Raw genomic sequence first — 19,159 nt, forward strand, 5'->3', positions numbered from 1 at the left:
GCAATGAAAATTCCTGAAGGTGCAACGGACCCGAAAACCCGCAAACGGCTGCGGCGGCCCGATTTGGTGGCCCAGCAGATCCGCGAGCAGATCGTGGAGGCAGGCCTCCGGCCCGGCGACCGTGTGCCCAACGACTGGCTGATGCCGGAAGCGGTCAAGGTCTCCCGCGGCACGTTGCGCGAAGCGCTCAAGGTGCTGGAATACCAGGGCCTGATCTCGACCCGCAGTGGCCCGGGCGGCGGCGTTTTCGTCGCCTCGGTGGAACCGGGCGAAGCCATCCGTCTCCTGGACAACCTGTTCCTGTTCGACCAGCCCTCGATCGCCGACATTTACACGCTGCGCAAGCAGCTGGAGCCGGAACTCGCTGCGGCCGTGGCCGGCAATCTGACGGACGAGGCCTTTCAGGCCCTGCAGAGCTGTATCCGTCTTTATGAAGACGAACCGCAGACGGCGGAAGAAGAATATGACCAGCGTCTGGCCGAACTCGATTTTCACGAGGAACTGGCGCGGCACTGCGCCAACCCGATCCTCGCCTTCACCTGCTCCTTCCTGCTCAGCCTCCTGCGTGACATGACCGTATGCCGGTCGATCTACAAGGAACCGAACCCGGGGCTGCGGGCAACGGGCCTGCATTATCAGGTCCAGCTGTTGCGCGCGATCAAGTCGGGCGATGCGGAACTCTGCCGCATGATCATGCGCAGCCACATGTTCGAGGCCGAAAAATACATGCTCGAACGCGCTGCCATGCGCACGCGCAACGGCGCGGCCCCGGACGAAGACTAGACCGACCGGCTGTCAGCCAAACTTCAACATTTCAAGGCTAAACGGGAATTCCTGCGTGGCCCCTTCCCGTCCTTCAAAGACCCGCCCGACGGCAATCAGCACCGGACGCTGCAGGCCAAGGCCGGTGACGCCGTCTTCCAGCGTAGCCAATGTACCGTGCCACCGGGTTTCGTCCGGCGTCGCGATGCCGGAGACGGCGACGGCGGGGGTTTGTCCCGAAAATCCTTCCGCTATCAGCCTGTCCCGGATCCGGCCGGCCATGCGGGCACCCATATAGAACACCGTTGTGGTCGCCGGGTCCGACAGACCCTGCCAGTCGACCGTTTCCGGCAGGTCTCCATGGCGGGAATGACCGGTAACGAAGCGGACCGACTGGGCCTGGTCGCGATGGGTCAGCGAAATGCCGAGCCGCGCGGCCATGGCCGAGGCCGCCGTGATGCCCGGCACTACGGTTGCGGGGATGCCGGCCAAGGCCAATAGCTCCAGCTCCTCGCCACCCCGGCCGAAAATCATCGGGTCGCCGGATTTCAGCCGCACCACATGTTTGCCCTGGCGCGCCAGCGTCACCATCATCCGGTTGATGTCCTCCTGGCGGCAGCTTTCCCTCCCGCCGCGCTTGCCGACCAGCATGCGCTTGGCTTCCCGGCGCGCCAGTTCCAGCACCGCGTCGTCGACAAGATCATCGAACAGGATAACGTCGGCAGCCTGAAGCGCCCGCACCGCTTTCAAGGTCAGGTATTCCGCGTCCCCCGGCCCGGCGCCCACCAGCGTGACCCGGCCGTTCCCGGCACTCTTGGCGTCTTCCACAAGGGTCTCCGCCAGACCGGTTTCATCCTCCGGCGCAGCCCGGCCTGAAAAGGCAAGATCGGAAAACCGTTCCCAGAAGCGCCGACGCTCGGGGCCTGCCTGCAGGTAGGCCAGCGTTTTCTCCCTCAGCCGTCCGGCAAGCTGCGCCCAGCCCTGAAGGCTCTCCGGCAATAAGGTCTCGATCCGGCGTCGGATTGCCTGGCCCACAATGGGCGCGACTCCGTTGGTCGAGATACCGATCACGACCGGTGAACGGTTGACGATCGAGCCGAACTGGAAGTCGCAGAAAGCCGGCTTGTCGATGACATTGACCGGCAAGCCATGCGCCCTGGCCGCGCACGCAAAGGCCTGTGCCTCGCCGTCCGTTTCCGCATCCGCGATCGCCAGGATTGCTCCGTCGAAACTGTCCTCCGCCCAGGGACGGCGGTGCCACAGGAATCGGCCGTTCTCGCTCCCGGTCTCAAGCAAGGTCTCGAAGGCCGGATCAAGATCCGGTGCAAAAACATGGACCTCCGCACCGGCTGCCCCCAGGAGTTCCGCTTTCCAGGCCGCCGCGTCCGAGCCGCCCGCAAGGACGACCTTGCGCCCCTTGAGTGGGAAGAACAGCGGCAGACTGGCCAGAGTCCCGACCCGTGCGGGCGTACGCTGCCGCGTCACCTCAACTGGCTTGCGCGATATCGGTGTCATCGAGCTCTTCCTTGCTTATCTCGTTGAGAAGCGTCTGGATTTCCGAGCGGCAGGAGCCGCAATTGGTGCCGGCCTTGAGGGTTTCGCCAATCGCCCTGACGCTGGCCGCGCCGCAGCGGGCGGCTGTCTCGATCTGGTTGCTGCCGATCTGGAAACAGGAGCAGACGATGGCTCCTGGATCCGGCCGGTCCGCCGGTGCCCGCCCGGCCAGCACGCCCGCCCGGTCCGCGCCTGAAACCGGCTCGGCGGACAACAGCCCACAGGCCCATTGCCGCGACACGTCCACAGGCTCCCGGGAAAAGAACATCGCTGACTGCAATACATCCCCGCTCCAATTTGCCAGCCGCAGCCAGCCACCGGCGTCATCGCCGATCCGCAGCACATCTTGGCTGTTCGGAGCGAGCGCGGCGGCCAGCGCCTTGAAATCCGTCTCCGTTTCCCCCGCAAACTCCAGCCGGTACCCGCCTTCGACCGGAGCAAGCGCCCAATAGGGTGCCGGAATTGTCACGGGCCGTTGCCGCAAGACGGCAAAGCCGAACCAGGCCATCTCGCGTTTTGCCACCTGAACCGGCGTGAATTTCGACCCCGGTTGTCCGGACTGCGGATCGGTCTCCGGCGCGACAACCGCGTCGATCCGGGCGCTGGACGCGAGGTGGTCGGTCCAGTGCATCGGCACAAAAACCTCCCCCTCGCCCACCCTGTCGGTGACCAGAGCCCGCACCAGAACGGATCCGTGTGGGCTGGTGACTTCGACCAGATCCGCCGGGGCAATGCCGAGCCTGGCCGCGTCCTGAGGATGGAGTTCCGCGAAAGGCTCGGCAATGTGCGACGTCAGCCGCGCCGTCTTGCCGGTGCGCGTCATCGTATGCCACTGGTCGCGGATCCGGCCTGTGTTGAGCGCGAAGGGATAGCGGCGTGCGCGTTTGCGCGGCACCTTGAACGCGGTGGGAACGAAAACCGCCTTGCGTCCGCCGGTAAAAAAACCGCCCTGGCCGAAAAACCGCGTTTCCTTCGGCGCCGTCTCGGCCGGTTGCGGCCATTGAAACGGTGTCAGGCCGTCAAAGACCGTGTCGGATATGTCCTTGTGCGCACCGATGTCGAAGTCCCGCGTGCCACCGTTCTGGTAGTCGGACAGCGCGGCATGCTCGCGGAAGATCGCAGCAGGCCCCCGGTAGGAAAAAGCGTCCGCAAAGCCCATCCGGCGGCCTACTTCGCTCAGCTGCCACCAGTCGGGTTTGACTTCGCCCGGCAGGTCCAGGAACTGCCTCTGGCGCGAAATCCGCCGCTCGGAATTGGTGACTGTGCCGTCCTTCTCGCCCCATGCGGCGGCGGGCAGAACCACATCGGCAAATGCAAGCGAACTCGCTGCCCGGCTGACCTCCGACACCACGACAAAGGGACAGTCCTTCAGGGCCGCCGCAACCCCATCCGCATCTGGCAGGCTGTCCGCCGGGCTGGTGGCCATGATCCAGAGCGCCTTGATGCGCCCGTCCCCAACGGCCTTGAACAGATCGACGGCTTTCAGGCCCTGTTTGTCGGCGATCACCGGGCTGTTCCAGAAACCTTGCACGATTTGCCGGTGGTTCGGGTTTTCAAGCACCATGTGGCCGGCCAGCATGTTGGCAAGACCGCCGACCTCGCGCCCGCCCATGGCATTCGGCTGACCGGTGACGGAAAAGGGCCCCATGCCCGCACGGCCAATCCGGCCTGTCGCCAGATGGGTGTTGATGATGGCATTGACCTTGTCCGTGCCGACCACCGACTGGTTGACACCCTGGCTGTAGACCGTGACAGTTTTTTCGGTCCGCGCCACCATCTTGTAGAACAGGGCTATGTCCTGGCGTGACAGACCGGTCTTCTCGGAAATCAGGCCGATTTCACATGGACCCGCTGCTTGAATCGCTTCCTCAAACCCTTCCGTGAACCGCTTGATATAATTGTGGTTCAGCGCATCGGCTTCGGAAAGAAACGCCAGCAGTCCGTTGAAGAGGAAAACATCCGTGTCAGGCTTCAGGGCGAGATGCAGATCCGCGATGGCACAGGTGGCCGTGCGGCGCGGATCGATCACCACGACGCGCATCGCCGGATTGGCCGCCTTGGCCGCTTCCAGACGCTGGAACAGCACCGGATGGCACCAGGCAAGGTTCGACCCGACCAGTACCACCAGGTCGGCCTGTTCCAGATCCACATAGGTACCGGGCACCGTGTCGCTGCCGAACGCGCGCCTGTGGCCGGCGACGGACGACGCCATGCACAGACGCGAATTGGTGTCGATATTGGCCGAGCCGATGAAGCCCTTCATCAGCTTGTTGGCGACGTAATAGTCCTCGGTCAGAATCTGGCCGGAGACGTAAAAGGCAACGCTGTCGGGACCATGATCCCGCACCGCCGTGGAAAACCTCTCCGCCACCAGGTCGAGCGCCGTGTCCCAGCCGGCGCGTTCGCCGGCGATCTCCGGATAAAGCAGCCGGTCGTCCAGCGACAGGGTCTCGGCCAGCGCCGATCCCTTGGAGCACAGCCGGCCAAAATTGGCCGGATGGTCCGGATCGCCGGTGACGCTGACCGTGCCGTCGTCCTGCCGTGTGGCGAGCACGCCGCAGCCGACCCCGCAATAGGGGCACGTGGTCCGGGTGGTTTTGCTGTCCGTTGTCATTCCATTGTCCCCGGGGACCCGGCTCACCAGGCGTTGTAGGAGAGGTATTTGCCGGACATTTCGATCTTCACCCGGTCGCCCTTCGGGTTCTCGACCCGGGTAACCGACATGTCGAAATCGATCGCCGACATGATGCCGTCGCCGAACTTTTCGTGGATCAGCGCCTTGATGGTCGGGCCGTAGACGCCGACCACTTCGTAAAGCCGGTAGATGCAGGGATCGGTCGGAACCGTCTGGGACCAGATCTTGGTCGGGCTTTCCTGCAGGATCAGAGCGGCCTCCTGCGGCAGACCGAGCGTTGCCGTGATCGCCTCGGCCTTGTCCGCCGGCATGGCGTTCATGCCCATGGCCGCGGAATGGGTCCAGACCGGCGACATGCCGATGGCCTCGGCAATGCCCTCCCATGTAAGCCCCGCCTGGCGTTTCGCGGACAGGATCATGCTGGTGACGTCTTCACGGGTCAAAGCGGACATATGAGTCTCCTTATGGATTGCCAAGCAGTTGGTAGAAAAGGACGAAACAAAGCAGCGCGAGACCGGCGGACACCAGCTGCCAGAAGCCTACCGGATCCCGTTCAGCAAGAGGTACGAACCGGTCTGAGGCAAAGGTTGGATTGGGCCGGCGCAGGTCCGCCAAAAACGCGCTCAGGACGTCGTAGCGTTTGCCGGGAACCGGATGCACCGCCTTGCAAAGGGCGCTGTCGACCCAGTCCGGCACCCGCTCCGTGATTGCCGCGGCACTGCGATAGCGCAGCGCCGATTGCGCGCGCTCGCTGGTCGCCCGGGCGACATTTGCGCCGTAAGGCAGACGTCCCGTCAGCATCTCATAGGCGATCACGCCGAGCGAAAACTGATCGCTGAACTCGGTGCCGAGATAACCGAGAAACACTTCCGGAGCGGTGTATTGATGTGTGCCCAGGATCTCGGGTGTGTCGAGCGCTGGCGCAGCTTCCATCACCCCGGCGATCCGCACCGATCCGAAATCGATGATCTTCACCGTTCCGGAGGCGTCGATCATGATGTTTTCCGGCCGGAGGTCCTGATGAACCATGTCCTTGCGATGAAAGGCGCCAAGCCCCCGGACGATTTGTTCCAGGATGTCCCGCGCTGTTTCCAAATCCGGTGCAGGATTGTCGGTCATCCATTGGCGCAGGGTCTGGCCTTCGACAAATTCGGTCGCCAGGAACAGTATTTCACGGTCGCTCGGATAGGACGCGGCTTTCAGAACGTGCGGCGAGGAAATCCGCCGGGCAACCCATTCCTCCAGCGCGAACCGGCGCAGGTAATCCGCGTCGCCGCGCAGGTCCATGGACGGAAACTTGAGGGCAACCCTGTCGCCTGTAGCTCCATTTTCCGCAAGGAAGATGTGACTGCGGCTGGAAGCATGAAGCTGGCGCAACAGGTGAAAACCTTCGAAATGTCCCGGCACATGTGGCACGGGCGCAGGCGGCAGCATGCCCTCTTCGCTCAGGAGTTCAGCGGCGCTCGGCTCCGCGACCGCATCGACCCGCACGATCTGGACGGTGAGATTGTCGTCGCTGCCGGCTGCCAGCGCCTGGTCCGCAAGAGCCTTGGCGGCAGCGTCGAGGTCATCGGATGTCAGCACCGTCGTCGCAAGCTGTTTTGGCGACAGGAAGCCGTGCACACCATCCGTGGTCAGAAGAAAGACATCCCCTGCCCTGAGGTCCAGGGCTGCGTAGTCGATTTCCATGGAGGCGGACATGCCGAGCGCGCGGCCGAGATAACTCTCCGTCTCCGATATCCGGACGGTGTGGTCCTCGGTAAGCTGATCAAGGCTCTGGCCGTCAAGACGCCAGATCCGGCTGTCGCCGACATGAAAGAGATGCGCCTTGCGCCCTTTGAGAACCAGCGCGGAGAAGGTGCAGACATGGCCAAGATCCCGGTCGCCCGCCAGGCGGGTCTGACTATTGAGCCAGGAGTTGGTTGCCGCGATCACCCGGGTTGCCGCTGTCTTCACCGACCAGGCCTCGGAGGTACAGTAATAGTCGGAGAGGAAGGATTTGACGGCGGTCTCGGCGGCAACGTGCGCCACCGGACTGGAGGAAATGCCGTCCGCAATCGCCAGGGCGACACCCTTGTGCAACAGCGCCTGTCCGTCCGGCACCATCGCGCCGTGGAAGTCCTGGTTCTGAGCCTTCCGGCCGGCCGACGAATACTGGCCGGTCTCGACGCTCAAGCTGTTGGGGCGGACTTGCATCAGCACGGGAAATAGCTCCTCCGGAAGGGGGCTCCGCCGCCAGTCGGCGAAGCCGGTCTTTTGTTATTCGGCCGGAACCGCCGCCGGGGCCTTCTCGTAACCGGCCTTGCGGGACGGCGAGGTCTTGTAGTGGGTGGCGTAGATCATGCCGCCGACAAAGGTCAGGCCGCCGACCAAGTTGCCGACTACGACCGGGATCTCGTTGTAGGCAAAGTAGTCGAACCAGGTGAAGTCGCCGCCGAGCATGATGCCGGACGGGAACAGGAACATGTTGACGATCGAGTGTTCGAAGCCGAGATAGAAGAACACCAGGATGGGCATCCACATGGCCATGATCTTGCCGGAGACCGAGTTGGACATCATCGCCGCGACGACGCCGGTGGAGACCATCCAGTTGCACATCACGGCACGGATGAAGACAGTCAGCAGACCCGCCCAACCGGCGGCGGCGTAACCGAGCGTCCGGGCCTCACCGATCTTGCCGATCTTCTGGCCGACCGCATTCGGTTCCTGGCTGAATCCCATGGTGAAGATGATCGCCATGAAGACGGCGACGGTCATTGCGCCGGCGAAGTTGCCGCAGAAAACCAGGCCCCAATTGCGGAAAACGCCGCCCCAGGTGCAGCCTGGGCGCTTGGCGATGACCGCAAGAGGTGCCAGCGTGAAAACGCCGGTCAGAAGATCGAAACCGAGCAGGTAAAGCATGCAGAACCCGACCGGGAACAGAACCGAAGCCACCAGGAAGTTGCCGGTGTTGACGGCAATCGTCACGGCAAAGGCGGCGGCCAGCGCCAGGATTGCACCGGCCATATAGGCACGGATCAGCGTGTCCTTGGTGGACATGAAAATCTTGGTTTCGCCGGCATCGATCATTTTCGACGCGAACTCGGAAGGCATCACGTAGGACATTGATATTCCTCTCTCAAAAGGGTTCGGTCGATCAGACCGCTTCGTGGGAATAGGAAAGGTCGATGAGGATCTGACCGTCTTCCAGACGGACCGGGAAGGCCGCTGTCCGGCCCTCGTCGGCACCTTGCGCGGCGCCGGTTTCCAGGGAGATCACCCAATTGTGCAATGGGCAGGTCACGCAGCCGTCATGCACGATCCCCTGGCTGAGCGGCCCGTTCTTGTGCGGGCACTTGTCTTCCAAGGCGAACACATCGTCCTTGGCGGTGCGGAAGACGGCGATGGTCATGTCGCCGTTCTTCACGCACCGTGCTCCCTCCCTAGGAATGTCTTCGAGGCTCCCGATCTGGACCCAGTTTCTAATATCGGCGGTCATTCGGCGGCCTCCTTGGTCAGTACAGCCATCGGCTTGAACTCGTGTTTGTCCTTGCCGGAGACACGCTCCGACCACGGATCGACCTGGGCGAATTTCTGGGAGAAAACGAAGCGGTCGAAATAGGCCTTGCGCATGTCCGCGTCGTCCATGATCTGGCGGCGGATCTCGTCGTAGCCGATGCGCTTGGCCCACTTGTAGATCCGCTCCAGATAGTGTCCCTGCTCGCGGTACATCTGCGCCAGGGCGGCGACATATTCGATCGCCTCGTCCTCGGTCTTCACCAGTCCGAGAACTTCCGTGCCCTTGATGTCGAGACCGGCGGCGCCTGCGAAATGGATCTCGTAGCCGCTGTCGACGCAGATGATGCCGATGTCCTTGCAGGTGGCTTCCGCGCAATTGCGCGGGCAGCCGGAGACCGCCATTTTCAGCTTGGCCGGGGTCCAGGACCCCCACATGAATTTCTCCAGCTTGACGCCGAGGCCGGTGCTGTCTTGCGTGCCGAAGCGGCACCAGTCCGTGCCCACGCAGGTCTTCACGGTCCGGAGCCCCTTGGCATAGGCCTGCCCGGACACAAACCCGGCCTTGCCGAGATCCGCCCAGACGGCCGGAAGGTCTTCCTTCCTGATACCGAGCATGTCGATGCGCTGGCCGCCGGTGCATTTCACCGCCGGGATATCGAACTTGTCGACCACGTCGGCAATCGCCCTGAGTTCCTTCGACGAGGTCATGCCGCCCCACATGCGCGGAACCACCGAATAGGTGCCGTCTTTCTGGATGTTGGCGTGGACACGCTCGTTGATGAAGCGGGACTGGTAGTCGTCCGCGTATTCGTCGGGCCAGTCGGAGACGAGATAATAGTTCAGCGCCGGCCGGCACTTGGCGCAGCCCCCGGAGGTGGTCCATTCCAGCTCCTGCATCACGGCCGGAATGGTCTTCAGTTCCTTCGACTTGATCAGCCGGCGAACCTCGGAATGACCGAGGGGCGTGCAACCGCACATCGGCGTGACGGTGGCGGGATTATAGGCATCGCCAAGCGTGACCTGCATCAGCTGTTCGACCAGGCCGGTGCAGGTGCCGCAGGAGTTCGACGCTTTTGTATGCGCCCGGACGCCGTCGAGCGTGGTCAGGCCCTTCTCCTTGATCGTGGCGACGATCTTGCCCTTGCAAACGCCGTTGCAGCCGCAGATTTCCGCATCATCCGGCAAGGCTGCAACGGCCGCCGTAGGGTCCAGGGGGGCGCCCCCCTGGTAGGCCTGGCCGAAGATCAGCGTTTCGCGCATTTCCGAAACGTCGGTGCCCTTCTTGAGCAGGTCGAAGAACCACGGGCCGTCGGATGTCTCGCCATAGAGAACCGCGCCGATGATCCTGTTGTCCTTCAGGACCAGCCGCTTGTAGACACCGGCGGTGGCATCGCGCAGTACGATTTCCTCGCGGTCGTCGCCTTCGGCAAAATCGCCTGCCGAATAGAGATCGACACCCGTGACCTTGAGCTTGGTGGCTGTGACGGAACCCGTATAATCGGCGTTGCCCTCGAGCAGATTGTCGGCGATCACCTCGGCCATCTCATAGAGCGGTGCGACCAGGCCGTAGCACATGCCCCGGTGTTCGACGCATTCGCCAAGGGCGAAGATGTCGGGATCGCTGGTGCGCATGTCATCGCCGACCAGAATGCCGCGATTGGTGTCGAGGCCGACCGCTTTCGCCAGATCCGCGGACGGTCGGATGCCGACCGCCATCACCACGATGCCGGCCTCGATTTCCGTGCCGTCGTCGAGGCGGATCGCCTTCACCTTACCGGTGCCGTCATCGACGATCTCGTGACTGTTGGCCTTGGTGCGGACATCAATGCCGCGGCGCTTGAATTCCGTTTCCAGCAGGAAGCCGGCGGCGGGATCGAGCTGGCGCTCCATCAGGGTCGGCATCAGGTGCAGGACCGTGACCTCCATGCCCTGCATCTTCAGGCCGGCCGCAGCTTCCAGACCCAGCAGGCCACCACCGATGACGATGGCGCGCCCGCCCCTCTTGGCGGCCTCCAGCATCCTGTCGACGTCGTCGAGGTCCCGATAGGTCAGCACCCCGTCGAGATCCTTGCCCGGAAGCGGAATGATGAACGGGTTGGACCCTGTGGCAATCACCAGCTTGTCGTAGCTTGCCGTAATGCCGGTTTCCGAGGTGACGGTCTTGGCGTCCCGGTCGATTGCGCTGACGCGGGCGGCCTTGTGCAGGGTCACGCCATGCTCGGCATACCAGTCGTCGCCATGGGTGATGATGTCTTCATAGGTCTTCTCGCCGGAGAGCACCGGCGACAGCATCAGCCGGTTGTAATTGACCCTGGGTTCCGCGTTGAAAATGGTGACGTCATAGGCATCCGCGTCCTTTTCGAACAAATGCTCAAGCATCCGTCCTGGGGCCATGCCGTTGCCGACAATGACCAGCTTTTTCTGTGTCATGATTTGTCCCCTGTCTTTCATTCGGCCGCTTCGACGGCAGCCTGTTGCCGGGCCATGCGGGCGGCACGCTTTTCCTGAATGGATTTCAGCTGGTCCTCGCTTGGATCAGCGCCGCCCTCATAGGCTTCCAGGAAGTCCAGAAGCTCTTCGCGGTAGGCGTAGTAATCCGGGTGGGCGAGCAGTTCCTTGCGGGAGCGCGGCCGCGGAAGGTCAACCTCCATTATGTTGCCGATGCGGGCGTTGGGCCCGTTGGACATCATCACCACCCGGTCGGCGAGCAGGATGGCCTCGTCGACATCGTGGGTGACGCAGACCGCGGTCACCTGGGTACGTTTCCAGACATCCATCAGGACATCCTGAAGCTCCCAGCGGGTGAGGCTGTCGAGCATGCCGAAAGGTTCGTCGAGCAGCAGCAGCTTCGGCGACAGGGCAAAGGCACGGGCAATGCCGACGCGCTGTTTCATACCGTTGGACAGATCCAGCGCCGCCTTGTGCATGGCGTCCGCCAGGCCGACCTTGGCGAGGTAATATTCAATGACGTCCCGCTTCTCGGCCTTGGACGCGTCCGGGTAGACCTTGTCAACGCCGAGCGCGACGTTTTCATAAGCCGTCAGCCAGGGCATCAGGCTCGGTGCCTGGAACACCACCGCCCGGTCGGGCCCGGCCTGGGTGACATGGGTACCGTCCAGGACTATGGCGCCTTCCGTGATCTTGTTGAGGCCCGCGACCATGGAGAGCACCGTCGACTTGCCGCAGCCGGAATGGCCGATCAGGGTAATGAATTCGCCCTTCTTCATCTTCAGGTCGAAACCGTCGACAACCGTCAGCGGGCCTTTCGGAGTCGGATAGACTTTCTTCAGCTGCGAGAAATCCAGATACCGGTCCTCGATCGGCGACCCGGCCGCCCGCTCATAGGCCGCGGGCAGCTTGTCGCCGCCCCTTTCGCGCTGGGTGATCGGCACGATGTCCGGCAGCACAATGTCCCGCTCCAGATCGGCCCCGCGCTCCGCGCCGACTTCCATCAGATATTCGGTGATTTCGGCGCGCAACTTGATGAACTCGTCATCGTGGTTTAGTTCGCCCCGGTCACGCGGCCGCTTGAACGGCACCTTGAATTCCGGGCCGAGTGTCGCGGAGGCACCGGGTTTGAGCGGAATGATCCGGTCGGCGAGCAGGATCGCTTCGTCGACGTCATTGGTGATCAGGACGATGGTTTTCTTTTCCTCGTCGCAGATCGCCGCAAACTCATCCTGCAGCTTGGCGCGGGTCAGTGCGTCGAGAGCAGACAGCGGCTCATCGAGCAACAGAAGCTCGGGCTGCATCGCGAGGGCCCTTGCAACGGCAACGCGCTGGCGCATGCCGCCGGAAAGTTCCGCCGGCTTGCGGTCCCTGGCGTGGCCGAGGCCGACCATCTCGATATACTTGTCCGAGATCGCCTTGCGCTCGACGGCCGGCTTTTTCTTGAAGACACTGTCGACGGCGAGCGACACGTTGCCGGTCACCGACAGCCACGGCATCAGGGAATAGGACTGGAACACCACGCCCCGGTCCGGGCTCGGCCCGTCGATTTCCTTTCCCTTGAAGATGATGCCGCCGGTATCCGGCTCGATCAGTCCCGCCAGCAGCGAGATCAGCGTCGTCTTGCCGGTGCCCGAGAAGCCGACGATGGCGATGAACTCGCCCTCGTCCACTTTCAGGTTGATGTCTTCCAGAACGTCGGTCCGGTTGGCACCTTCGCCATAGGCCTTGGAGACGCCGGAAATTTCCAGAAAGGACATGTCCGTCTCCTTAGCGATTGGCCGAGAATGTGAAAGCGCGCTGCAGGGCGAACATCAGCCGGTCGAGCATGAAGCCGATAAGACCGATGGTGAGCACCGCGACCATGATCTTGGCGAGCGACTGGGAGGAACCGTTCTGGAACTCGTCCCAGACGAATTTGCCGAGACCCGGGTTCTGGGCCAGCATTTCGGCTGCGATCAGCACCATCCAGCCCACACCCAGCGACAGGCGCAATCCGGTGAAGATCAGCGGCAGGGAGGACGGCAGCACCAGCTTGGTGACGGTTTTCCAGGTCGGCAGCTGCAGGACGCGGCCGACATTCATCAGGTCCTTGTCGACCGAGGCAACACCGAGCGCCGTGTTGATCAGGGTCGGCCACATGGAGCAGAGCGTCACGGTGACCGCGGAGATCAGGAGCGACTTGGACAGCCAGTCGTAGGGATTGGCATAGGTGGCCGAGACGATCATGGTCACGATCGGCAGCCAGGCCAGCGGCGACACCGGCTTGAAAATCTGGATCAGCGGGTTGATCGCGCCGTTGATGGAACGCGACAGGCCGGAGGCGATGCCGAGCGGCACAGCAATCAGCGTCGCGATCAGGAAGCCCAGACCCACGGTTTTCAGCGAGGTGCCGATCTGGTCGATATAGGTCGGCTTGCCGGTATAGTCGCGCCACTTGATCTTGTCGGTCTTGCCCTCGGCCTCGAATTTGGCGTTGCGCTTGTCCTGACGCTCATAGAATGCCGCTGCCTTATCTCGTTCACGAACGTGATCTTCCCAGAGATTGACGGTCTGCTCCCAGACCTGCGCCGGTCCGGGCACGGCACCGAGCGAGGTCTGCACCTGCGGCGCCAGCACGCCCCAGAGCACCAGGAAGGCAGCGATGCCCATCAACGGGATCAGGAGCACGCGCTTGAGTTCGCCCAGCTGCTCCTTCGGGCTGTCACCGGCGGCGATTTTCAAGAGAGGCACGGACCAGGACAGGCCCAGCGCATCCAGCCAGCCGGCCGCCTTGTTGATGCGTGTGAAAAGCTTCTCCCGGCGCGCGGCGCGGGCAAGGTCCGGACTGCCTGCGGTATCGGCATTGGCCATGATGCGATCCTTGTTGTCGACTTCTGTCGTTCGTATGACTTGAAAAGAGGAGCGGCGGGGCTGCAGGGCCGCCGCTCTAGTTTGGGGAGTGCTTAGCCGCCGACGACTTCGGAGCCGTCCACGACCTGCTTGCCTTTCAAGCCGATCGGCAGGCTGTCGATATAGGCGTTGGGCTGTTTGCCGTCGTAGGCGATGCCGTCGATGATGTCGCTGGCCGGGGTCGGAGCGCGGTAGCCGTCGGAATCCCAGGGAAAGTCTTCCTTGGCGACATGGCCTTCCTCGACCAGCATTTCGGCGGCTTTCAGGTAGATGTCCGGCTTGTAGACGGACCTGGCGACCTCGTCGTACCAGCTGTCCGGCTTGTACTCGCCGATCTGGCCCCAGCGGCGCATCTGGGTCAGGTACCAGACCGCGTCGGAGTAGTAGGGGTAAGTGGCGTAGTAGCGGTAGAAGACGTTGAAGTCCGGAACGTCGCGCTTGTCGCCCTTCTCGTATTCGAAGGTACCGGTCATGGAATTCGCGATGACTTCCGCGTCCGCGCCGACATATTCGGAGCGTGACAGGATCTCGACCGCTTCCATGCGATTGGCATTGTCATTCTCGTCCAGCCACTTGGCGGCCCGGATCAGCGCCTTGGTGATGGCCAGCGTCGTGTTCGGATATTCTTCGGTAAACTCCTTGGTGAGGCCGAAGACCTTTTCCGGGTTGTTCTTCCAGATTTCATAATCCGTGATCACCGGCACGCCGATGCCCTTGAAGACGGCCTGTTGGTTCCAGGGTTCCCCGACGCAATACCCATAGATGGTGCCGGCTTCCAGGGTGGAGGGCATCTGCGGCGGCGGCGTCACCGACAGCAACGCGTCGGCCTGGATCTGGCCGGAAATGTCGGTGTCGGAATAGAAGCCTGGATGAATGTCGCCGGAAGCGAGCCAGTAGCGCAGCTCGTAATTGTGGGTGGAGACCGGAAAGACCATGCCCATGTTGAACGGCTTGCCCTCGGCCTTGAACGTGTCGACAACCGGTTTCAGGGCGGAGGCCTTGACCGGATGCACCGGGTTGCCGTCGTCCTGCATTTCCAGATGCGGCTTCATCATCTCCCAGATCTCGTTGGAAACGGTGATGCCGTTGCCGTTGAGATCCATGGAGAACGGGGTGACGATATGCGCCTTGGTGCCGAAGCCGATGGTCGCCGCGAGCGGCTGGCCGGCCAGCATATGGGCTCCGTCCAGTTCACCTGTAATGACCCGGTCCAGCAGCACCTTCCAGTTGGCCTGCGCCTCCAGGGTCACGAACAGGCCCTCGTCCTCGAAATAGCCGAGCTCATAGGCAATCGCGAGCGGTGCCATGTCGGTCAGCTTGATAAAACCGAAGGTGAGTTCGTCCTTTTCGACGTCGAGCATGTCCGCGAAGGCGCTCGTCGCCGGAACCATCGCGGTGGCGGCCATCAAGGCGCCAAGTGCAACACGGCGGGTGAATGAATAGGTATTAGCCATTGTCACGTCCTGTCCCTCTGTCTTCCTGTGCCGCCTCTGGCTGCGCACAGGACCAAAAAAAAGCCGCCGTCCGACCAGCATGCTTGGAGAGGTCCCATGCGGATCGGAGCGGCAGCTTTGCCTGTGCGCCCGCCAGTGGGCGCGATATCTGTTAGGCCGTCTTTGGCCTCACCCTCGTTAAAAGCACGAAGCGTGCCAGTTTCTGATTTTTGGCGTTTCCTATATTTTTCAACATCTTGGCTGTGATGTATTTCTGACCACGCTGGTCCGTCTGCATTTTTAATCGGCTAAGGCCGCAGGCAATTGATCGTTTTTTGTGCAATGCAGCGAGACTGTTTTCGAGGCATGCGGTGCTGCCGGGATCAGAATTTCTCGCCGTCGAACATCTCGATCACCACGTCCGTCACGACGTCTTCCAGCCCCAGCGCGGAGAGATAGGCCTCAGGGGCAAAGACCTTCTCGACATCCTTCAATGCCGCCTCCGAGTGCGCCGCCTGTCCCCAGCGCACCATCTGCCGATAGAACCATTTGCCATGCGCAGGCATCGGTGCCGCCTTGACCCCGCTGGCAAAGGAAAGAAAACCGGGAACGCTTTTCTTGGTGTTGGGACCAAGGCGCAATTGGCCGGACAGGGCGGCCAGGCAAGTCTCCGCAGGACAGCCCAGAATGTCGGGCCGCGACAGGATGTCCGCCAGCTCTGCATTGTTGCGCAGATCGGCGCACCAGTCGGCGGCTGCGGAAAAGGCGCGCATCAGGGCGGCCAATGTCTCCGGATTGGCGTGAGCCCATTTTTCGGTCACGCCAAGAACCTTTTCCGGACTGTCGGGCCAGATCGCCTGTTTATAGGTCGCGATCCGGCCGGTCCCCGCGTCGACCGCAGCCGTGTTCCAGGGCTCGCCGACACAATAGCCGTCCAGCTGTCCACCTTTCAGCGCATCGGCCATGACCTGAGGTGCCAGCACGGTTATTTCAACATCCCGGTCCGGATCGATGCCGGCGGCGGCCAGCCAGTAACGCAACTCATAGGCATGCCCGGAAAACGGATGAACCACACCGAAATGCAGCAGCGGCGCATCCGCTTCCTGTCTGACGGCTATCACGTCGGCAAGCGCCTTTCCGGTCGAGGCAGGATCGCCGAAGGGGTCCGCGCCGGCGCGCGCCATGTCGGACCAGAGCCCGGTCGACACGGTAATGGCATTGCCGCCAAGGCCCAGCAGCATGGGAGCCCTCATCGGCACCGCCAGACTGGTCAGGTTCAGAGAGGCAGCGATCGGCATTGGCGCGAGCATATGGGCAACATCGAAGTGACCGACCGAGATGCGGTCACGGATATTGGCCCAGGAGGTCTCCCGGATCAGCTTCAGCGCGATGCCTTCCTGTTCGGCAAAGCCCTTCTCTGCCGCTGCCACGACGACCGCGCTGTCCAAAAGCGGGATGAAGCCCGCGATAACGGGTCTCAGATTGGTGTCCATGTCGCTCCCGCCCCCTGGTTCTCCGCCCCTCCCCGGCCGGTCCTGTCTTTTGTCATCGCGTCAGTCCCCCAACAATCCGCTGGCGATCACCAGGCTTTGGGCCACTTCGATGATTTTCCGGCTTTGATTCATGGCTGTGCGCCGCAAAAGGTCATAGGCTTCCTGTTCCGACAGGCCTTTGGAGCGCATCAGAATGCCCTTGGCACGGTCGATGGTCTTTCTGTCGGCAAGTTCGGTACGCACCTCTTCCAGTTCCTCCGACAGTTTGGAGAACGCCCGGAAGCGGCTGATCGCCATGTCCAGGATCGGCTTGACCCGCTCCCGCTTCAGCCCGTCGACGATATAGGCGGAGACACCGGCATCGACTGCCGCCTCGATCGAGTGGCTGTCCGCCTTGTCGACAAACATCGCGATCGGCCGCCGCACGGCGCGGCTGACCTGGAACATGTGCTCCAGCTGGTCACGGTTCGGATTTTCCAGATCGATGACGATCACGTCCGGATTGATTTCGGAGATCTGGCGCACCAGCCAGTCCATCTGATCCACCAGAATGACTTTCTCATGCCCGGCATCGCGCAGCCCCTGCTCGATGATGGAGGCGCGGATCTTGTTGTCGTCGATGACCAGGATGGAAAGCTCGTCACTCATGCCTGCATTATGCGCAAGGCTAATTTTTATGCAATTAAAATGCTGCGACGCAGCAAATCAATTCACAGCCTGAGCAGCGTCTGCCGCCGCCTGAAGGCGGAAAATTCAAATGCTCACAACGTTTATTGGCAAATCTGCACTGGACAGATGTACCTGCCCCCCAGAAAGATATGGCAGGAAATACGGACAAGGGACATCATTATGCCGAAACCGTTTCAGGCGGGCCAGCATGTGGCGCATATGGAAGCCGTCATGGGATTGACCATCGAGGACAATTGGCGCCCGGTGGTGGAAATGCACATCACTGCGATCGAAAAGGCCGCCGAAGCGGTTCTGGCATTTCCCCTGGAAGACGATGTCGAAGCCGCGCCGGTCTTCGTGCCATGAAGGATCGGGACACAAGCATGCGCGGCTGGACCGCTGCACGAACCGCGGCCGCCGTGTCGGGCGGCGAGGTCAAGGCTCTGGAAGTTGCCTATGCGGCGCTGCAATCCATCGAGGCGCTTGATCCCAAGGTCAATGCCTTCACGGATGTGCTGAATGACCGGGCGCTGCGCGAAGCAGGTGCTGTCGACGATGCCCTTGCCGAAGGCCGCGATCTGCCGCTTGCGGGCGTGCCCTATGCCGTCAAGAACCTTTATGACGTTGAAGGCCTGACCACCCGGGCCGGCGCGAAGATCATGCGCGAGAACCCGCCGGCCGGTGCCGACGCCACGCTTGTGCGCAAGCTGAAGGACGCCGGCGCGGTCCTGATCGGCGCGACGCATATGGGCGAATACGCCTATGACTTTACCGGCGAAAGCGCTCATGACGGCATCTGCCGCAACCCGCATGACACCGGTTACATGACCGGAGGCTCGTCTTCCGGCTCGGCAGCGGCCACCGCCGCCGGTATGGTGCCCCTGGCCATGGGGTCCGATACCAACGGCTCGATCCGTGTGCCGGCCTCCTTCTGCGGTCTGTTCGGACTGAAGCCGACCTATGGCCGGCTGAGCCGTGCCGGGACCTATCCCTTTGTCGGCAGCCTGGATCATCTGGGTCCGCTGACACGGTCGGCAGAAGATCTTGCGATGATCTTCGACATTCTCCAGGGGCACGACCCTGCCGACCCGGCGCAATCGTCGCAACCCGAAATCGAGACCCATCCCCGGCTTGCAGAGGGCATCGGCCAGCTGCGCATCGCCGTTGCCGGCGGCTATTTCAAGGAAAAGGCCCTGCCGGAAGCGCTTGAGGCCACCGACCGCGTCGCAAAGGCGCTCGGGGCGAGCTTGGAAATCGACATTCCGGAAGCCGCGCGCGCGCGGGCCGCTGCCTATGTCATCACGGCTGCGGAAGGCTCCAGCCTGCATCTGAAACGGATCATCGAACGCCCGCATGATTTCGATCCCGAAACCCGGGACCGTTTCCTGGCTGGCACCATGGTTCCCGCCGTGTGGATGCAGCAGGCTCAGCGCTTCAGAAGCTGGTTCCGCGACCTGTTCCGCAAGATCTTCGAAAAGGTCGACATCCTGCTGGCCCCGGCAACGCCCTTCCCGGCCCTCGCCTCGGGCACCAAGACCTTTACCATCAATGACGAGACCATGCCGGCGCGGCCGAATATCGGCCTGTTCACCCAGCCGATCTCCTATATCGGCCTGCCGGCCGTGACGGTGCCGATCTGGCTGGAAGGCGCCAAACTGCCCATTGGTGTTCAGGTGATCGCCCCCGCCTGGCGCGAGGACCTCGCCCTGCGCGTCGCCCGTCACTTGGAATTGACCGGTGTCGCCACGGCTCCGATCGCGGATCTGGCTGACTGA

General features: G+C 62.5%; 15 protein-coding genes. 3 read left to right on the forward strand and 12 right to left on the reverse strand.

The features are described 5' to 3' along the window. Window positions 1-3: 3 nt before the first annotated feature. Complete coding sequence (locus tag M0H32_RS20280) at window positions 4-783, forward strand: FadR/GntR family transcriptional regulator (protein WP_248157121.1); 780 nt, start codon at window positions 4-6, stop codon at window positions 781-783. 12 nt (window positions 784-795) lie between these two features. On the opposite strand, the gene cysG is transcribed toward M0H32_RS20280, so the two are convergent. The 12 genes from cysG to M0H32_RS20340 all read right to left on the reverse strand — a co-directional run bounded on the left by cysG (window position 796) and on the right by M0H32_RS20340 (window position 17,363). Beyond that, window positions 796-2,277, reverse strand: a complete 1,482-nt coding sequence (gene cysG / locus M0H32_RS20285; RefSeq protein ID WP_248157123.1) for a siroheme synthase CysG — start codon at window positions 2,275-2,277, stop codon at window positions 796-798. After that, a complete protein-coding gene (locus M0H32_RS20290; RefSeq protein WP_248157124.1) occupies window positions 2,249-4,930 on the reverse strand; it encodes a nitrate reductase in 2,682 nt (893 codons plus the stop codon). Before M0H32_RS20290 ends, cysG begins: the two co-directional genes overlap by 29 nt. A gap of 23 nt (window positions 4,931-4,953) precedes the next feature. Continuing rightward, window positions 4,954-5,403 (reverse strand): cyanase, encoded by a 450-nt coding sequence (gene cynS, locus M0H32_RS20295; RefSeq protein WP_248157126.1) that lies wholly within the window; start codon window positions 5,401-5,403, stop codon window positions 4,954-4,956. Between the two features lie 10 nt (window positions 5,404-5,413). Continuing rightward, entirely contained in the window at window positions 5,414-7,147 is a 1,734-nt protein-coding gene (locus tag M0H32_RS20300; protein ID WP_248157258.1) for a bifunctional protein-serine/threonine kinase/phosphatase, read from the reverse strand. A 63-nt stretch (window positions 7,148-7,210) separates the two neighbouring features. After that, a complete protein-coding gene (locus tag M0H32_RS20305; RefSeq protein ID WP_248157129.1) occupies window positions 7,211-8,056 on the reverse strand; it encodes a formate/nitrite transporter family protein in 846 nt (281 codons plus the stop codon). A gap of 31 nt (window positions 8,057-8,087) precedes the next feature. Beyond that, window positions 8,088-8,429 carry a nitrite reductase small subunit NirD gene (gene nirD / locus M0H32_RS20310; protein WP_248157131.1) on the reverse strand — a complete coding sequence of 114 codons (342 nt, stop codon included), beginning with the start codon at window positions 8,427-8,429 and terminating at the stop codon, window positions 8,088-8,090. Continuing rightward, window positions 8,426-10,879, reverse strand: a complete 2,454-nt coding sequence (gene nirB / locus M0H32_RS20315) for a nitrite reductase large subunit NirB (protein WP_248157133.1) — start codon at window positions 10,877-10,879, stop codon at window positions 8,426-8,428. Before nirB ends, nirD begins: the two co-directional genes overlap by 4 nt. Before the next feature lie 17 nt (window positions 10,880-10,896). After that, window positions 10,897-12,657, reverse strand: a complete 1,761-nt coding sequence (locus M0H32_RS20320) for an ABC transporter ATP-binding protein (protein ID WP_248157134.1) — start codon at window positions 12,655-12,657, stop codon at window positions 10,897-10,899. Window positions 12,658-12,667: 10 nt separating this feature from the next. After that, window positions 12,668-13,750, reverse strand: coding sequence for an ABC transporter permease (locus tag M0H32_RS20325; RefSeq protein WP_248157136.1), 1,083 nt, complete (start codon window positions 13,748-13,750; stop codon window positions 12,668-12,670). 92 nt (window positions 13,751-13,842) lie between these two features. Beyond that, window positions 13,843-15,243 (reverse strand): CmpA/NrtA family ABC transporter substrate-binding protein, encoded by a 1,401-nt coding sequence (locus M0H32_RS20330; protein WP_248157137.1) that lies wholly within the window; start codon window positions 15,241-15,243, stop codon window positions 13,843-13,845. A gap of 362 nt (window positions 15,244-15,605) precedes the next feature. Next, a complete protein-coding gene (locus tag M0H32_RS20335; protein ID WP_248157138.1) occupies window positions 15,606-16,715 on the reverse strand; it encodes a CmpA/NrtA family ABC transporter substrate-binding protein in 1,110 nt (369 codons plus the stop codon). A gap of 60 nt (window positions 16,716-16,775) precedes the next feature. Then, window positions 16,776-17,363 carry an ANTAR domain-containing response regulator gene (locus tag M0H32_RS20340; protein ID WP_248157139.1) on the reverse strand — a complete coding sequence of 196 codons (588 nt, stop codon included), beginning with the start codon at window positions 17,361-17,363 and terminating at the stop codon, window positions 16,776-16,778. Between the two features lie 201 nt (window positions 17,364-17,564). Here M0H32_RS20340 and M0H32_RS20345 point away from each other — a divergent pair, with 201 nt between their 5' ends. Continuing rightward, window positions 17,565-17,750 carry a DUF4089 domain-containing protein gene (locus tag M0H32_RS20345; RefSeq protein WP_248157140.1) on the forward strand — a complete coding sequence of 62 codons (186 nt, stop codon included), beginning with the start codon at window positions 17,565-17,567 and terminating at the stop codon, window positions 17,748-17,750. Between the two features lie 17 nt (window positions 17,751-17,767). Then, complete coding sequence (locus M0H32_RS20350; protein WP_248157141.1) at window positions 17,768-19,159, forward strand: AtzE family amidohydrolase; 1,392 nt, start codon at window positions 17,768-17,770, stop codon at window positions 19,157-19,159.

The organism is Roseibium sediminicola (assembly GCF_023156505.1).
GTDB lineage: Bacteria > Pseudomonadota > Alphaproteobacteria > Rhizobiales > Stappiaceae > Roseibium > Roseibium sediminicola.

Excerpts from the sequence above, each read along its gene's own strand:
- M0H32_RS20335 (WP_248157138.1), bottom strand. The coding sequence starts at position 16,715 with ATGGACACCAATCTGAGACCCGTTATCGCGGGCTTCATCCCGCTTTTG.
- M0H32_RS20325 (WP_248157136.1), bottom strand. The coding sequence starts at position 13,750 with ATGGCCAATGCCGATACCGCAGGCAGTCCGGACCTTGCCCGCGCCGCG.
- M0H32_RS20340 (WP_248157139.1), bottom strand. The coding sequence starts at position 17,363 with ATGAGTGACGAGCTTTCCATCCTGGTCATCGACGACAACAAGATCCGC.
- M0H32_RS20350 (WP_248157141.1), top strand. The coding sequence starts at position 17,768 with ATGCGCGGCTGGACCGCTGCACGAACCGCGGCCGCCGTGTCGGGCGGC.
- M0H32_RS20330 (WP_248157137.1), bottom strand. The coding sequence starts at position 15,243 with ATGGCTAATACCTATTCATTCACCCGCCGTGTTGCACTTGGCGCCTTG.
- M0H32_RS20305 (WP_248157129.1), bottom strand. The coding sequence starts at position 8,056 with ATGTCCTACGTGATGCCTTCCGAGTTCGCGTCGAAAATGATCGATGCC.
- nirD (WP_248157131.1), bottom strand. The coding sequence starts at position 8,429 with ATGACCGCCGATATTAGAAACTGGGTCCAGATCGGGAGCCTCGAAGAC.
- cysG (WP_248157123.1), bottom strand. The coding sequence starts at position 2,277 with ATGACACCGATATCGCGCAAGCCAGTTGAGGTGACGCGGCAGCGTACG.
- M0H32_RS20345 (WP_248157140.1), top strand. The coding sequence starts at position 17,565 with ATGCCGAAACCGTTTCAGGCGGGCCAGCATGTGGCGCATATGGAAGCC.
- M0H32_RS20300 (WP_248157258.1), bottom strand. The coding sequence starts at position 7,147 with ATGCAAGTCCGCCCCAACAGCTTGAGCGTCGAGACCGGCCAGTATTCG.
- M0H32_RS20290 (WP_248157124.1), bottom strand. The coding sequence starts at position 4,930 with ATGACAACGGACAGCAAAACCACCCGGACCACGTGCCCCTATTGCGGG.
- cynS (WP_248157126.1), bottom strand. The coding sequence starts at position 5,403 with ATGTCCGCTTTGACCCGTGAAGACGTCACCAGCATGATCCTGTCCGCG.
- M0H32_RS20280 (WP_248157121.1), top strand. The coding sequence starts at position 4 with ATGAAAATTCCTGAAGGTGCAACGGACCCGAAAACCCGCAAACGGCTG.
- nirB (WP_248157133.1), bottom strand. The coding sequence starts at position 10,879 with ATGACACAGAAAAAGCTGGTCATTGTCGGCAACGGCATGGCCCCAGGA.
- M0H32_RS20320 (WP_248157134.1), bottom strand. The coding sequence starts at position 12,657 with ATGTCCTTTCTGGAAATTTCCGGCGTCTCCAAGGCCTATGGCGAAGGT.